The organism is Dyadobacter sp. (assembly GCF_017744695.1).
GTDB lineage: Bacteria > Bacteroidota > Bacteroidia > Cytophagales > Spirosomataceae > Dyadobacter.
This window is the reverse complement of sequence record NZ_JAGIAS010000003.1, coordinates 104,310-120,361: the sequence shown is the minus strand read 5'-3', so window position 1 is coordinate 120,361 and position 16,052 is coordinate 104,310. Positions and strand designations below refer to the sequence as shown.

Here is a 16,052-nt window from a genome sequence, read left to right as displayed (position 1 = left end):
CTAAAAAAAATCACATTTCATGGTGTATTATATGGGGACTGCCCTTATATTGGTTTTACGAACTCAACCTAAGCAACCCTCTGTATACTAATGATTTACAACCTCTACTTCAAACTGTTTCTGTTTGTTGTCTTTTTTCTATCGACTTTGTGGATTTATAAGGTATATATCTATGATCCCAAGCGCAAAGTTTCCGGAAAAGGCGCTACGGCGATCATCGTTATCATCCTGCTGTTGATATGGGCAGTGAGAGTGCCGTTTTTGCGTGATAAAGAATATGATATCGACACGAGTACCTGGCTCAGCGCGGTCATAGCCATCAATCACTATCCCGATAAGCTCTGGACATTGCTTAACTACACCGACGCACGGCCGTTGACGGTATTTCCGTTGCTTGCCGGTTCATGGGCGGGAATGCCGGTCAATTACAGCAGTGCCGAAATCATCGGTTTACTTCTCTGGACAGGGACGGTACTGCTTCTGTATCAGATATGTAAACTGTTTGCGGGAAAAAGCCTTAGTTTGGTCATGACCTGGAGCCTCGCGCTTTTTTTAGGTACGATCTGCCATATTTTCGCCGCCTATAATTCAGAGCATAGCAGCATTTTCATGGTAACTGCGGGCGTCGCGTTGTTCTTTCTGTACGTATACCACCGATGGAACAGCCCGGCGGTGGCCACTTTTGCAGGCATATTACTGGGAAGTCTTGTGTATGCCAAATTTCAAAATGCCCCGATGGGATTGCTCACCGGGGCATTTTTATTGCTCACCATGGCGCAACGTAAGGATTGGCGGAATATGGCGGCATTATTAGCGGGCTGTCTCCTGCCAACCATTCTGATCAACGTATTTTATGGCCTGCGGGGTAAGCTGGACGTTTTCTGGAACAACTATTTCTGGAATTACTTTTACTATTCCTTTACGACGCAGTTTTCGTCCATGCCCATTGCCGAGCGATTCAGTCCGGGCCGTATTGTGCGGTTTATTTTCTATGCCACAAGCTCGGGCATCTACGTACTCACGCTTGCGACGTTGGCTGTTGCACTACCTGTTTTGTCGTTCAAAAAATGGAGTTCGGAGTTTAAAACCAACTGGATACCGTTCGTTTTTACTTTTTTGTTTTTGCTGCTGAGCATTTATGCCGTGCTGCAATCGGGTAACAATTTTGAGCATTACAAACTCTTTCTGTTTGTGCCGTTGTTGATTTTCAATGCATTATTTCTGTCAGTAACCCGGCCGGAGGTTCGAAAATACGCGGTGGGCTTGTTGTTGCTCGGCGGCATGGTACAGACGGCTGTGAGCCTCAAGTACCTCGATAGGGACATTTCTTACGACAAGCGGGACGATATTGATAAGCAGGTGGTGGGGCATATCGTTCGAAACAGCCTTTCATCGGATCCGGTGGTGGTATGGGGCTGGCGCGACGGGTTGCTGGTGAGCGCTCAACGCCCCATGGGTTACCGGGATGTACATACCTTCCATTTTTCGATGAAATCTCCGCTCGTTCCAAACTGGACGCGTGATTTTGTGGAAGATATGGAAGAAAACAAGCCAAAAATCTTCATTGAAGCAATGGTTCGCGACTATTCCGAGCGTGGAGATCTCTTTTTACCCCACGATCAGGTGCCGGTCGTGCGGGAGTATGTGCGGCGGCATTACCGACTGGTAAGGGAGTTGAACGGGGTTCGGATTTTTCACCGCAAAGAGACACCAGCCATTTCGCTGCTACGTTAAAATAGCTTATTAATCAATGCTATTTTGTGTTAAATAGTGTTAAGGTGCCGGAAATCATCCGCCCGGAAAGCGTAGCTTTGCGGTATGACGAACCGCCGTATCCGATCGATTTTCTGGCTCATGACCGCCTGCATTGTCGCGATCAATGCATTCCAGGGGTATTGGCTTTTCACTACCTACCGGCTCAACCGGCAGCAATTCGCCAATGTCGTCCAGGACGCATTGTTCCAGGTGGTCGAGGGGCAGCAGCTTGACCATGCGCGTGTTCTGATGCGGGAGCAAAATGTGCCCTCAAAGCCCCCAGGCGGTGATATTCCCAATGAGCCTTCCCGCGGCAATAGCATTAAAATAGCGCCCGGTGGTACAACCCGCGATGCGCGCGTTGTGGTTCGGCGATTGGGCATCCGCAGCGGCGAAGCGTCCCGTTTTTACTACCAGTTCAACAACGACAGCATGATCGTCGCACCGGCCGACACGCTGGCGCGACGTATTTCCAGGTTTGTCATGCAGGAATGGAAGGAAGGCGGTCGGGTAGACATGAAGAAGATTTATGCAGCTTATCAGGCCGAATTGGCAAGAAGGGATATTCATGCTTCGTTTCTGCTCGATACGTTGTATATTCTTCCGAAAGCCGGGGCTAATAACGTGATTATTTTCAATGGGTTGAGAAAACAAACTAACCACCGGTTCAGTACTTTGCCTTTACCCATCAACCCGGTGCGGCATCTGTTTGTGCAGGCCACTTTTGAAACCCCCGTTCCATATCTTTTGCGACGAATGGCCTGGCTGCTGGGCTGCTCCCTGATGCTCTTGCTGCTCACAACGGGATGTTTCGTATTTATGCTGCGGACGATCCTGCGCCAGAAGAAGCTCTCCGATATCAAGAACGACTTTATCAACAATATGACCCATGAGCTCAAAACGCCCATTGCGACTGTCAATGCAGCTGTGGATGCACTATTGAATTTCGGGGTATTGAACGATCCGCGTAAAACGGAAGAGTACCTCCATATTTCACAGAGTAACCTCCAAAGGCTGTCGGATCTGGTGGAAAAAGTATTGAACCTGGCTGTGGAAGATAAACAGGAGTTCGAATTTCGGACGGAGCCGGTGAGCCTAGCCGAGATCCTGTGTGAACTGGCGGCCAGCCATCGCATCAAAGCGGCGAAAACGGTGGTTTTTAATATGCATATTCCATTCGGGACGATGGTACAGGTGGACAGAATGCATTTCGGGAATGTGATTAACAACCTTATCGACAATGCGATCAAGTACTCCTACGACCGGGTGACCATATCCTTCAACTACGAACAAGAGCCGCACGGCTGGCAACTCACGGTCGCCGACAACGGTATCGGTATACCGAAGGCTTACCAGGCCTCGGTCTTCGATCGCTTTTTCCGGGTCCCGACGGGCGACCTGCATCAGGTGAAAGGCTTCGGTCTCGGCCTCGCTTACGTTCGGCAGGTCGTCGAGAAGCACGGCGGAAGCATTAGCCTGGCCAGTGAACCGGGAAAGGGTAGTGCATTTGTTTTAAAATTCTGAAAAATGGCTACGGTACTATTCATCGAGGACGAGCCCGCGCTGGGAATGATTGTAAAAGATAGCCTGGTTTACAGGGGTTTCCATGTGTTGTATGCTGCGAACGGAACCGAGGGGCTTGAACAATACCGCCAGCACCGGCCCGATATCGTGGTTGCCGACATCATGATGCCCGACATGGATGGTTTCACCATGGCCGAGCAAATTCGTCGCGACGATCCGCACACACCGATCATGTTTCTGACGGCCCGCTCTCAGACGTCGGATGTCGTCCGCGGCTTTGAATTGGGCGGGAATGACTATCTCAAAAAGCCATTCAGCCTCGATGAACTCGTCGCGCGCATTAATGCGCTGCTGCGCACGGGAGCGTCGCGCACGAACGCGAACGGAACGCTCAACATAGGGCGCTACATTTTCGACCCCGCCAAACAGAAACTTGCTGTCGACGATCGGGAAGTAACGCTATCCCACCGGGAGGCCGAACTCCTTCGCCGCCTTTACCAGCAACGCAACGAAGTCCTCGGCCGCAGCGAAGTACTCACCGAACTCTGGGGCGATGACTCGTTTTTCAACGGCCGCAGCCTCGATGTCTTCATCACCAAACTGCGCCGCCACCTCCGCGAGGACCCCAAGATCCAGATTATCAATATCCGGGGGAGAGGGTATAAGCTGGTGCTTTGAGTGACTTTTCGTGTCGGGTCTGCCGCACGCGACTCTGAGGGAGGTACTCCGTTATTTTAAGAAGCCTTATTTGCCCGGTTTTGGAAACACCTGGTGGGTATCGGCCCATTTGCGCCAAAGACCGGCCAGGTGTTTCACCTTTTCTGGATGCGCGGTGGCCAGGTTTTTAGTTTCCGAGCGATCGGTGGAAAGGTCGTAAAGCTGCCAGGTCGAATCGGCGGCGGTCGATACGAGTTTCCAGTCGCCCTGCCGGGCGTAGCGGGCACCGAAATGCTCGTTAAAAAGTTCGGAGTGGCCTTTGGAAGGTTTGCCTGAAAACGAGCCAACGAGACTTATTCCGGTAGTGGGCTTGATATCGTTGTTTTTGAAATGCCTGGGGTATTTCGCGCCCGAAAGTTCACAGAATGTGGCCATCAGGTCCATTACGTGGCCTCTATGATCGCTGTAACTTCCTTTTTTGGCTGTAATACCCCTGGGCCAGAACGCGATCACCGGCGTATTGACCCCGCCTTCAAACGATTCGGCTTTTGCATACCGGAAAGGGGTATTGGCTACGCTCGCCCAGCGCGCTCCGATGGACGCGTAGCAGGTTTGAGGCCCCGGCATCACCTGTTTTTCGGTAGCGTAGACAATCTTGCGGCCGTCGCGTGTTTCGCTCGGGCGGTCGAAACCCGGGCCGTACTTGGCGCAGTTTTCCGGACTCGCGCCATTGTCGGTCAAAAACAGGATCAGTGTATTATCCAACTCGCCGGTTTGTTTCAATGCCTGAACAATGCGGCCGATTCCCTGGTCCATGCGGTCAATCATCGCTGCGTGGACCGCCATCGCCCTCGCATCCCATTCGCGGTCGGGATTGTCTTCCCATTTCATGGCGCCGGCCGGCGTTTCCGGTAATGGGGTTACTTTCGGGTCAATCAGGCCCATTTTGACCATCCTTTCATATCGCGCCTTGCGGACTGCCTCCCAGCCGCCCCGGTAAGTATCCTTGTACTTTTCTATATCCCGCGGCTTAGCCTGTAAGGGCCAATGCGGGGCGTTTTGTGCCACATAGAGAAAGAATGGCTTGTCTGACTTTGCAAATTCGTGAATGTAAGCGACTGTCGTATCGTTGATGGCGTCGGTATGGTAGTAATCTTTTGGAACACTTTTGACCGGCTCCTTGCCATTCACCAGACTAAATGGATCAAAAAAATCGATGACACCCCAGATGGTCCCGAAGTACTTATCGAAACCGCGGCTCGTAGGGTATTGCTCTATGGGCGAAAATGGGCCCGATTCCTTCTGATGATTCAGCCAGGCGAGCTGTTCCTGTGGGGTCTTTTGTGTGAAAGTGTTGGAAACGTGCCATTTACCGGTCATACCCGTCTGGTATCCGGCTGTTTTCAGGACTTCTGCCAGCGTTACGGTATTTTCCGTGATATGCCCCTGGTACCCCGGCTGATTTTCGGCTTCGGTCATTTTTCCGATCCCTGCCTGCTGGTTATACAGGCCGGTGAGCAGCGACGCGCGCGTAGGGCAGCAGCGCGAAGTATTATAAAATTGCCGGTAACGCAGGCCGTTCTGGGCGAGGTAGTCAAGATTAGGTGTATGCACTTCGCCGCCGTAGCAGCCCATATCCGAATAACCCATGTCATCGGCCAGTATCACAATAATGTTGGGGCGTTTGGCCTCTTTCAGTTCTTCGGACTTGGTCTTGCTTTTAAGGGCAACAAGGCCCAGACCCGACATGACTGCGAGAAAGAGAAAGAATAGTTTGGTTTTAGTCATTTTCGAAAATAGAAATTTTTTCGCAGTTGGGTGATAATGCTGCTGCGAGCAGGGGTATTAACAGGAAACTTAAAACGTAAATCCGATGAATATGAAACTCGCCTCCGCCCTTGCAGTTGTCTTCGCTTTCGTTCAATTTATTTCAAACGGACAATCGACACGTGAGCAAAATAATCCTGTGAAAGTCACCGCAGATTTCAGAATGACCGACTGCGAAGAAAATATGAACCGCTTGTACGAATTACTGAATGCAAAGGACCAGGAAATCAAACGTTCGAGAGAGCAGGCTAATGATCTGATCAAAGCACTCGTCAATTTGAAACAGCATACCAATCCGCAAAATAATGCCGCTCAAAACAACTGGACTGGCCAATCGGATGAACGAACTGTAAAACTTATCGATCACATAGCTTCCGAACGCAAACAAAACTATCATGTGAGCAAGCAATACATTCGCGGCCCGCGGGGAGGTTGTTATTATATAAATTCAAATGGCAACAAAACTTATGTCGATCGCAGCTTTTGTAACTAATATCCTGGATCAGGCTGTCACGTCGCTTTCGGCAGAAGGGAATTTGTTGGATAAAAATCTCCTATTTGCTATCTTCTCGAATCGCTAACTACCCGGGAACATGGCCAAGAAACACAGCTCCATAGACGAATACATTGCCGCCTTTCCGGAGGACGTGCAGAGGGTATTACAGGAAATTCGAGGGGTGATCAGGAGCGTTGCGCCTGAGGCGGTGGAGACCATCTCATACGATATGCCTACATTCAATTTAAACGGGACATATCTGCTCTATTTTGCCGGATGGAAAAAACATGTGGCACTTTACCCTGTAACAGGAAAGATCGCCGCGACGCTCGCGACTGAGCTTTCGGGCTATAAGGGAACAAAAGGCTCGGTACACTTCCCATTGGACAAGCCTGTGCCGCTCGACCTGATCAGAAAAATTGCTGAATTGCGGGTTGCCGAAAATCAAGCGCTTGCAAAGAAATAGGCGGCGGTTTAGGTGCCTGTTGCTAAGCCGTATTTTTTTAGGATATCTTCAATCCTTGGATCCGGCATCAGGTCAGTCACCTCGACGAGTGTGACGCGCGCATAGTCGGGATGGACGGTGTTGATCACAAAATTGTAGGAAAGCGGCATTACCGCCGATGGTACTTTGAGCGCCAGCGCATGGCCTGCATTGAACCACCGGTCTCCCAAAGGCTGGCATTGCGAGTAATCGTTCGGGTCGCGCCATCCGGCTTCAAGGTCGCTTTCGCTGATTGATTCGATCACAGCATCGTCGGGTATTTCAATAAACATAATTTTGAAATCGCTGTTGAACCCGACGCCCTGCCTTCTTACCATGTTTTCAAGCAAAGCCAAGGTGACTGTTTCAGATGTGTAAATCACCTTGTTGCCCGCGCTGTTCCACCTGCCGCGCATGCCGGAAGCGTACAAAGAGGTGGCATAAAGCTTGTGGACAATCCGGAATGTCAGCATCTTTTACGCCGGATAGCCTTCCGCCATTTTATCGAGCTCCCCGCTCAAAAAATCCACACCACCGCCCGTTGTCAGCCAGTCAGCAGGTTTTTCGGTCGAGTTCCAGAACGGTTTTTGCAGCCAGTAGTTGAACTCGTCGATGGTCCCGAAAAATTCTTCCCCTTTTTCAAAAAGCGCGATCAACTTCAAAAGATGCTCGCCATAAAGTGGTTCCAATGGCTTTTGAGCCTCTTTGTAGTTGCTGATGGTGCGAGCAGAAACGTTCATGATGGCCGCCAATCTCCGTTCGGGCATTTTGATTGCCTCCGCAAAATCATAGAAAACTTTGGTGTGCAGGCCTTTTCGGGCAGAAAGCACAATCGAAAAATTGCTGTCCATGTCGATGTGTTTGAATCTGGATTTCAAATTTGACCCCGGTTGAGCAACGGTTTTCATAACAAAGGAGATTGAGTACTCAAAAATAGGAATTTTTTCAAAATTAAAAATGAATTTTTTCGATTTTGTGCTGATAAGTATAAACATAGTGTCGCCTTCCTTTATTCCTCAACTTTTAAAACCGAAATTCCTAAACAGTTAAGTATGATCAGGTTGACACACATGCTCGTCCCGCTGGCATTGGCCATGGTGACTGTCCCCGCGCAGGACATCCTCGCGCAAAAACCGACTACCACACAACCCACTGAAAAATTCGATCGGGATTATGCCCTGGAAGCGACTATGCTTGGCTTTTTCGCCAAGGACGGCTCTCGTAATCCGACATTGAAGGCCAACAAAGGTGACCGCGTGAGGATCACCATCACGAATGGCGAACTTATGACGCACGATATCGCGCTCGAAAAGCTGGGTATCAAAAGCAAAGTGATTATTGAAAAAGGCACCAGTACCAGCCTTACATTCAAAGCCGAGCAGAGCGACACCTATTTCTGTTCCGTGCCCGGGCACCGTGCTGCTGGAATGGTGGGCAGCTTCGAGGTTGTCGAGGGCGTTATCTCCAACGAAACGGTGGCCGGTCAGCTCCCTGTAAAAGACGGGCTGCCGCTGAACCTGGGTTTTGAAACGGGTGACCTGAAAAACTGGACGGCGACGGGCGACGCATTTACGAACGCACTTTTCAGCTCGGATCCTTCTCCCGTTCATGAAAAGGAAATGAATATAGGGTATGAAGGGAAATATTTCCTCAGCAGCGGCGGGACGCTCAATTACAAGCAAACCGGTACGCTGACCTCCGTGCCGTTTCAGGTTACGCAGCCATTCGCGGCATTCAGGGTGTCGGGAGGAGCCTTACAGGATACGCGCGTGGAAATCGTGACAGCGGCAGATAACAAGGTCATATACCACATCACCGGCCAGGGCAGGGCTACGTTGCAGCCCGCGGTAGTGGACCTGCAACCCTACCTGAACAAGGAAATATTTATCCGGATCGTCGATAATGAGACGGGCATTTCGCAGATCCCTTACATTCCCAACGATAAATGGGCGCACATCAATTTCGATGATTTTCGGTTTTACCCCAGTCGGCCTGATTTTCCAAATGAGCTGAAACAGAAAGATATTATCATTCTTCCACCATTGGATCCTGTATTGAATGCAGGTCTATCAGGTAAAGATGCAGCGAAGGCCATGACCCCGCCGCCGGGCTTCAAAATCACACTGGCGGCCGCGGAGCCGGATATTATCAGGCCCATCAGCTTCACGGTCGATTATCGCGGAAGACTTTGGGTCGTAGAGGGCCATACTTACCCGGTACGCGCCCCGGAAGGGCAGGGTAGGGACAAGATCCTGATTTTTGAAGACACCAATGGCGACGGTACGCTCGATAAGCGTAAGGTATTTGCAGAAAACCTGAACCTCATTAGCGGCATCGAAGTTGGAATGGGGGGAGTCTGGCTGGGCTCGGCGCCTAACCTGCTGTTTATCCCTGCTGATTTTAAAAATGACAAACCCGCCGGGCCACCGCAGATATTGCTCGACGGCTGGGGATTGGAAGATACCCACGAAGTTCTCAACAACCTTCGCTGGGGGCCTGACGGCTGGCTGTACGGCACACATGGTGTGTTCACGCATTCCAATGTGGGCAAGCCGGGTGCCCCGGATTCGGAACGGACCAAAATCAATGCCGGTGTATGGCGCTATCATCCGACTTCGCACAAGTTTGAAGTTTTTGCAGAAGGGTCGAGTAATCCGTGGGGGATCGATTTTAATGATTACGGACATCCGTTCATTACCGTTTGTGTGATCCCGCACATGTACCACGTGATCCAGGGAGCGCGTTACCAGCGCCAGGCAGGAAAGCATTTCAACCCCTACACTTACGACGACATTAAGACCATTGCCGACCATGTGCACTGGGTAGGTGAGCGCGGGCCGCACGCCGGCAACTTTCGCTCGGCATCTGCGGGCGGCGGACACGCGCACGCAGGGGCGATGATTTACCTCGGTAACAGTTGGCCGAAGGAGTACCGCAACGATATTTTCATGAATAATATCAATGGTGCGCGCCTTAATATGGATCATCTCACCCGGTCGGGATCTGGTTATGAAGCAACCCACAAGAATGACTTTATGGCCATGAATGATTCCTGGTCTCAGTGGCTGAACTTTAAGTATGACGCCAGCGGGTCCGTTTGGGCGATAGACTGGTATGACAAAAACCAGTGCCACAGTCCGAATCCTGACGTGCATAACAAAACCATGGGCCGCATATTTAAAATAACCCATGACAACGACAAATGGGTACAAGTGGATTTATCCAAAGCGTCCGATATGGAGCTCGTCAACCACCAGCTGAACTCTAATGAATGGTACGTTCGCCAGGCGCGCACCATTTTGCAGGAACGAGGTCCGAACAAAAAAGTGCACAAGGCCTTGAAAGAGATACTTGCGAAGAATCCGGACGAAACCAGGAAACTCCGTGCATTATGGACGCTCCATGTAACGAAAGGGCTCTCGGAAAAAGAGCTCGCCGATTTGCTTTCAAATAACAGTGAATACATTCGCGGCTGGTCGATACAGTTGCTGACCGAAGGGAAATCGGTTTCGCCTGAGACGTTGAAAAAATTTGTGGAAATGGCGCAAAAAGATAACTCCAAGCTGGTAAGGCTATACCTGACCTCCGGAATGCTGCGCCTCGACCCTTCGCAACGTTGGGATGTGCTGGATGCATTGGTGCAGAAGGCCGAAGACAAGGACGATCACAACCTGCCGCTTATGGAGTGGTATGCAGCCGAACCTTTGGCACCGATCGACGCGAAAAGGGCATTGCAGCTGGCCGAAAAATCAAAGTTTCCAAAGATGCTACCCTATATGATTCAGCGTGTGGAGGCTATTGGTAATGAGGAATCTAAGAAGGTGCTTAAGGATTATCAAAAGGTGGGTAAAACCGAAAATCCGCACAACCACGGCGACCATGCAACCGGAACCGCTATGAACCACTGAAAATAAAAAGGGCTTCACGAAGAAGCCCTTTTTTTAATAACGTTGAGTAAGATATTGAAGTACTTCTACAAATATATGCGAATAAATTAAATCAAAAACATGACAAAAGTCATATTTCTGATTTTAGTTGTATTTCTGTCAAACATGGGTGCTTTACTTTTAAATAGTATATAATCATGTTGTTGAAAAATATAAATATTTGGATAGTGCTGATTCTGGTTTTCAGAAGCGTATCCGTTTCAGCGCAGCCCGAGAATAGTTTCAGAAAAACTAAGCTGACCGGAGACTTTATTTCCGAAGGAGTCGCGGTAGCTGACCTGAATAAGGACGGGAAAACCGACATCGTCGCCGGATATTACTGGTTTGCGGCGCCCGGCTGGACGAAACACGAACTCGCACCGTCGCGCGTATTCGATCCCAGGAAAGAATACAGCAATTCATTCCTGAATCTGGGCATGGACGTTAATCTTGACGGCTGGGACGATGTCGTAATTATTGATTTTCCGGGTAAAGCAGCATTCTGGTTCGAGAATCCGCATAACAAACCCGGAGCCTGGCAAAAACATTATATCGCCGATTTCGTGGGTGTTTCCAACGAATCGCCGGGCTTTGTGGATATGGATGGCGATGGACGGCTCGATATCCTTTGCGGGGACCCTGCCAAAAAGCAGATTATCTGGCTCAAAGCTCCTGTTCAGAAAGGTGAAACCCGCTGGCAGCGCTTTCCGCTGAGCAAAGAGAATGTGCCCGGTACCGAGAACTTTTCCCACGGCATTGGCTACGGGGATGTCGACAACGACGACATCGGTGATGTTGTCATGCGGGAGGGCTGGTTCAAAGGGAGAAAGGATAACAAATCGGGCAACTGGGATTTTTTCCCGGCCAACCTGGGCGAACCTTGCTCGCATATGCAGGTGCTGGATGTCAATGCGGATGGCAAAAATGACGTCATCAGTGCGTCCGCTCACGCATTGGGCATTTGGTGGCATGAGCAGTTCAAAACAGCGGATAGCAAAATCGACTTCAAAACGCATTTGATCAGCAATACCACCGCACAAACCCATTCGTCCATCATGGCCGACCTCGATGGCGATGGTAAGAAAGAATATATTACCGGTAAGCGTTTCCTCGCGCATCACGGGCGCGACCCGGGTGATAGCGACCCGGCCATTCTGCTGTATTTCGAGATCACCCCCGGGAAGGAGCCTTATTTCAGGGAACACATGATCGATAACGATTCTGGCGCTGGGTTGAACATCACCGTACACGATATGAACGGTGATCGCAGGCCGGACATCGTTATCGCCAATAAGAATGGTGTTTTTTTATTTGAAAATCAGATAAGGAAGTAGTTTTTCAGTTCCAAAGGTCGGAGATTGCTTTTTTTCAATAACGTTTATGTATGGAAAGAGGGAAAATCAATTTTTTTGAGAAAATGGCTACCCGCATTACCGCCTGGACAGGGAGTTCAATGGCATTCGGCGTAGCATTTGGCATCATACTGGTTTGGGGTATTACCGGGCCGATCTTCAAATATTCCGACACGTGGCAGCTGGTGATCAACACGGGTACGACGGTCGTTACTTTTCTGATGGTTTTCCTGATCCAGAAATCACAGAACAAAGATTCGAAAGCCATTCAACTGAAATTGAATGAACTGATCGCCGCCAGCCGCTTCGCAAGCAACCGCATGGTCGACATTGAGGACCTGAGTGAATCCGAACTCGATGTATTGCGTAAATTTTATCAGAAGCTGGCGGAGATGCAGGAAGCGGAAGGAGATATTCACACGTCGCATTCGATCGATGCGGCGCAGCGCCTGCATAAGGATAAGAAGGGAGGGTTTCCGGGATTGACACAGGGTGACACGGGCTCCCAGGAATAGCTATTTGCTTTTTTTCTTGTCTTTGCCGTCATCCTTGGAGAAGATCTTTTGGAAAAAGGTCTTCTTCTCTTGTTTGTCTCCTTTCACCGACGCGATGCTGATTTCATTGTCAATGGATGGCTGAATCGCGTGAATGAATGCATTTTGCAGGATGTTGGTAATGGCCACCCAGACATTCGTTTTGGGATTGTCGATCCGGCCCTGGAACGGCACTTTGGTAGCGACCTGGTCCTTATTTTTGTTTTCAAACAGTTTTCCTGCCCCGCCCGCGATAGCCTCCCAAAGTTTACGCAGCAGGTTGTCTTTCCGATCTTCCCTACCCAAAACGTCCAGGTTTTTGATCACCGGTTTCACATATCCCTTAAATTCCGCGTCCTTCGCGGCTACTTCCGTATACAATCCGAAACGGCCGTCGTTGACATCTACTTTGGCATACGCCTGGAAGAAGTCGTTCATTTTCACCAGATTGGTGTTATTCAGCTCGGCGCTCATATCGAAAGTAGGGGCGTTGGCCAGCGGGTTGAGCCTGGCGTCGAAGCGCAGTTTCCCCTCGTACACATCCGCGGTTGCATGAATGCTGGCAGGCAGGAGGGCCGAGGAGTCGTAACTGTTACGAAGATTTTGAGCGAGTAAATTCAGGTCGGTCAGAGCAATGTCGACATTCGGTTTGGAACTGAAATCCTGATATTGGATTACCCCGCCAAGCAACTCGCAGCGGTTGATATTCAGAGGCATAAACTTGTCGAGAATCTTGCGGAAATCGGCGGAGTCTTTCACCACCTCCTTCGGCTCTACTTTATCTTTGGTAAAGCGCAGGTAAGGCCGCCGGAAAACCAGTTCGCCCACGACAGAGCCCTTGAACAGTGCTTTCCATTCCACGGAAAGGTCGATTTCCTTCGAAGCAAAAAAGGGGGTCTGTTTTTGAGTGGCGGAGTCTTGTTTGTTAATGTAAATGCTGTCGATCTTGTAGGCCCCGCGGATGATCGCGAGGTCGATATCCCGGATATGCCCGTAATAGCCGTCCATATTAGCCAGGCTTTTATTTGCGAAATGGAGAACAACATAAGGCAGTACCAGCCGGATCACAATAATTGCGATCAATATCCCGATCAGGATTTTGGCGGTCCATCTTCTTTTTGAATGCATGCCTGTGGTGGCCATTTCGGGGCAATTTTATAGTGGTATCAGTAAAAATTTTCATGCCGCTTATTTAAACAATCGTACCAACACAGAAGCACGCTTTTGCAGGCCCAGGAATTTTTTCTTGAAAAATCTAAACTTTTGTCCAGTCTCTTACCCGCTATTCGTCAACAGGCTTCAAAACTTAAACCTTATATCAAAATGAAAGACTTCATGTTCGTTTTCAGAAATGATCCTGCGGTAATGGCTGGGATGTCGCCGGAGGTTTTACAAACCAGTATGCAAAAGTGGATGGACTGGATAGGAGGGATTGCGGCGCAAGGCAAGCTCGTGGACCGCGGAAGCCGGCTGGCCGATGAAGGAAATGTTGTAAGATCAGCCAGAATGGTAACGGATGGTCCTTACATTGAAACCAAGGAATCCATCGGTGGCTTCATTATGGTGCGGACGGAATCATTGGCCGAGGCGACAGAAATAGCGAAAGGTTGCCCTATTCTCTCAGCGGGCGGTAATGTCGAAGTAAGACCTATCGTCCGCGTTTAGTTTTTGTATACAAGGAACCAGTAAAGGCATTTTACAAGCGTCGAATTTTTAAAAAAATCTAAGCTTTTTGTCCAGTCCGGTGCCTGTCGTTCGTCAACAGATTTTAAAACTTAAAACTAATATCGCAATGAAAGATTTCATGTTTGTTTTCAGAAATGATCCCGCAGCTACGGCCAATCGCTCACCCGAAGAAATGCAATCGAGCATGCAAAAATGGATGGATTGGATCGGTGGTATTGCTGCCCAAGGCAAGCTGATCGACCGCGGCAACCGGCTGAATCCGGCGGGCAGGGTGGTAAAACCCTCGCTGGCGATCACGGACGGACCGTACATCGAAACGAAAGAGTCGGTAGGCGGCTATACGATGGTGCGGGCGGAGTCGCTGGACGAAGCGACCGAAATGGCCAAGGGGTGCCCGATCCTGCTATTCGGGGGCAATGTCGAAGTGCGAGAAATAGACCGCATGTAGCGGGTAGCCCAAATGTTCCCTAAGCCTTTGTAACCAGCAAAGGCTTTTTTAATTTGAAGCCATGGAAAACCAGGAACTGATACCCCATTTGTTCAGGACCGAATACCGCAAGATCACCGCGGTATTGGGTAAGACCTTCGGTTTGGAACATATCGAAATCGCGCAGGACATTGCCAGCGATACCTTTTTGCTCGCTTCCGAAATGTGGGGGATCAAGGGCGCACCCGACAATCCGGTGGCGTGGCTCTACACCGTAGCGCGGAATAAAACGCTGGATTACCTTCGACGCGACAAGCTTTTTAAGGAGAAAGTCAGCGGCCAGGTGGTGCGGAACAGTCCGGTTGGAGATGAAATCGATATCGATTTATCGGCCCGGAACATTACCGACAGTCAGTTGCAGATGATGTTCGCTATTTGCCATCCTTCCCTGCCGCTCGAATCGCAAATAGGCCTGGCACTTAATGTTTTGTGTGGGTTTGGCATTAACGAGATTGCCAGCGCATTTCTGACCAACAAAGAGACGATTAACAAACGGCTTTACCGCGCCAGGGAAAAACTGCGTGCCGAGCAGGTAAAAATGGAGTTTCCCGACGAAGCCGACATCGAATCCCGGCTGGATGCAGTTTTGAAGACATTGTACCTGCTATTCAATGAAGGGTTCTATTCGGCCGGAAAGGACATTACATTGCGAAAAGAGGTTTGCATTGAAGCGATGTGGCTTACTAAAATGCTCATTGAAAATCCGGGCACCGACAGGCCGCCGGTCAATGCATTGCTTGCGCTGATGTGCTTCCACGCGTCTCGCTTCGAGGCGCGCACCAACCCGGAAGGGGAAACTGTATTGTATCAGGACCAGGACGATAGCCTCTGGGATTCGGCGCTGATCAGTCGTGGGGAGTATTATCTCAATCGCTCGTCGACTGGTGAGCAGCTTTCGCGCTACCACCTGGAAGCCGCGATCGGCTATTGGCATACGATCAAAGCCGACACCCCCGAGAAATGGGAGCGCATTCTGCAATACTACAACCAGTTGCTTATCCTCGAATATTCCCCCATCGCCGCCCTGAACCGCACCTACGCTCTGGCGAAAGCCCGTTCCAAAGCCGAGGCCATACGCGAAGCCGAAAAACTTAATCTGGCAGACAATCATTTATACCACTCGCTGTTGGGGGAATTGTATTTGGGAGTTGATGAGGGGAAGGCGCTGGGATATTTCAATACAGCGCTCGGGTTGGCGAAGTCGCGCGCGGACAAACAATTATTGTTGGAAAAGATTAAGAAGCTGTGCTAGGACTTTGGAGCGAATCGTTGGTTGATAGTACAAATCAGCGTGTTGTGATAAGTGGGCTACCGTTTGAAAATTG

Annotated in this window: 15 protein-coding genes; 11 read left to right on the top strand and 4 right to left on the bottom strand. The window is 50.0% G+C overall.

Translation table 11 applies throughout. The annotated features are described in order from the left end of the window. Window positions 1-90 precede the first annotated feature (90 nt). From J7619_RS12525 to J7619_RS12515, 3 genes are all read left to right on the top strand, one after another. Window positions 91-1,734, top strand: a complete 1,644-nt coding sequence (locus J7619_RS12525) for a hypothetical protein (RefSeq protein WP_291198610.1) — start codon at window positions 91-93, stop codon at window positions 1,732-1,734. Between the two features lie 84 nt (window positions 1,735-1,818). Then, window positions 1,819-3,279: a sensor histidine kinase KdpD gene (locus J7619_RS12520; RefSeq protein WP_291198607.1), complete on the top strand. Its 1,461-nt coding sequence runs from the start codon at window positions 1,819-1,821 to the stop codon at window positions 3,277-3,279. Window positions 3,280-3,282: 3 nt separating this feature from the next. After that, window positions 3,283-3,957 carry a response regulator transcription factor gene (locus J7619_RS12515; RefSeq protein WP_291198604.1) on the top strand — a complete coding sequence of 225 codons (675 nt, stop codon included), beginning with the start codon at window positions 3,283-3,285 and terminating at the stop codon, window positions 3,955-3,957. A 66-nt stretch (window positions 3,958-4,023) separates the two neighbouring features. On the opposite strand, the gene J7619_RS12510 is transcribed toward J7619_RS12515, so the two are convergent. Then, entirely contained in the window at window positions 4,024-5,724 is a 1,701-nt protein-coding gene (locus tag J7619_RS12510; RefSeq protein ID WP_291198601.1) for an arylsulfatase, read from the bottom strand. 91 nt (window positions 5,725-5,815) lie between these two features. Between J7619_RS12510 and J7619_RS12505 the strand changes: the two genes are divergently transcribed. Both J7619_RS12505 and J7619_RS12500 read left to right on the top strand, forming a co-directional pair. After that, complete coding sequence (locus J7619_RS12505) at window positions 5,816-6,256, top strand: hypothetical protein (protein WP_291198598.1); 441 nt, start codon at window positions 5,816-5,818, stop codon at window positions 6,254-6,256. A gap of 100 nt (window positions 6,257-6,356) precedes the next feature. Continuing rightward, window positions 6,357-6,725: an iron chaperone gene (locus tag J7619_RS12500; RefSeq protein WP_291198595.1), complete on the top strand. Its 369-nt coding sequence runs from the start codon at window positions 6,357-6,359 to the stop codon at window positions 6,723-6,725. A gap of 8 nt (window positions 6,726-6,733) precedes the next feature. On the opposite strand, the gene J7619_RS12495 is transcribed toward J7619_RS12500, so the two are convergent. Beyond that, the gene (locus J7619_RS12495) at window positions 6,734-7,216 is read right to left on the bottom strand and encodes an RES family NAD+ phosphorylase (RefSeq protein ID WP_291198592.1); all 483 of its coding nucleotides are present in this window, start codon (window positions 7,214-7,216) and stop codon (window positions 6,734-6,736) included. A 3-nt stretch (window positions 7,217-7,219) separates the two neighbouring features. Further along, window positions 7,220-7,621: an antitoxin Xre-like helix-turn-helix domain-containing protein gene (locus tag J7619_RS12490; protein ID WP_291198588.1), complete on the bottom strand. Its 402-nt coding sequence runs from the start codon at window positions 7,619-7,621 to the stop codon at window positions 7,220-7,222. Between the two features lie 216 nt (window positions 7,622-7,837). Here J7619_RS12490 and J7619_RS12485 point away from each other — a divergent pair, with 216 nt between their 5' ends. From J7619_RS12485 to J7619_RS12475, 3 genes are all read left to right on the top strand, one after another. Beyond that, the gene (locus J7619_RS12485; RefSeq protein ID WP_291200336.1) at window positions 7,838-10,651 is read left to right on the top strand and encodes a PVC-type heme-binding CxxCH protein; all 2,814 of its coding nucleotides are present in this window, start codon (window positions 7,838-7,840) and stop codon (window positions 10,649-10,651) included. Between the two features lie 206 nt (window positions 10,652-10,857). Beyond that, window positions 10,858-12,003 (top strand): VCBS repeat-containing protein, encoded by a 1,146-nt coding sequence (locus J7619_RS12480; RefSeq protein WP_291198586.1) that lies wholly within the window; start codon window positions 10,858-10,860, stop codon window positions 12,001-12,003. Between the two features lie 50 nt (window positions 12,004-12,053). Next, entirely contained in the window at window positions 12,054-12,536 is a 483-nt protein-coding gene (locus J7619_RS12475; RefSeq protein WP_291198583.1) for a low affinity iron permease family protein, read from the top strand. On the opposite strand, the gene J7619_RS12470 is transcribed toward J7619_RS12475, so the two are convergent. Next, on the bottom strand, window positions 12,537-13,697 hold the full coding sequence (locus J7619_RS12470; protein WP_291198580.1) for a DUF748 domain-containing protein: 1,161 nt from the start codon (window positions 13,695-13,697) through the stop codon (window positions 12,537-12,539). It abuts the gene before it with no gap. 180 nt (window positions 13,698-13,877) lie between these two features. On the opposite strand from J7619_RS12470, the gene J7619_RS12465 reads away from it, so the two are divergent. The 3 genes from J7619_RS12465 (at window position 13,878) to J7619_RS12455 (ending at window position 15,979) form a co-directional block, all read left to right on the top strand. Beyond that, a complete protein-coding gene (locus J7619_RS12465; RefSeq protein ID WP_291198577.1) occupies window positions 13,878-14,219 on the top strand; it encodes a YciI family protein in 342 nt (113 codons plus the stop codon). A gap of 127 nt (window positions 14,220-14,346) precedes the next feature. Further along, the gene (locus J7619_RS12460; RefSeq protein WP_291198573.1) at window positions 14,347-14,688 is read left to right on the top strand and encodes a YciI family protein; all 342 of its coding nucleotides are present in this window, start codon (window positions 14,347-14,349) and stop codon (window positions 14,686-14,688) included. A 61-nt stretch (window positions 14,689-14,749) separates the two neighbouring features. Next, on the top strand, window positions 14,750-15,979 hold the full coding sequence (locus J7619_RS12455) for an RNA polymerase sigma factor (protein WP_291198570.1): 1,230 nt from the start codon (window positions 14,750-14,752) through the stop codon (window positions 15,977-15,979). The last annotated feature ends 73 nt before the right edge of the window (window positions 15,980-16,052 follow it).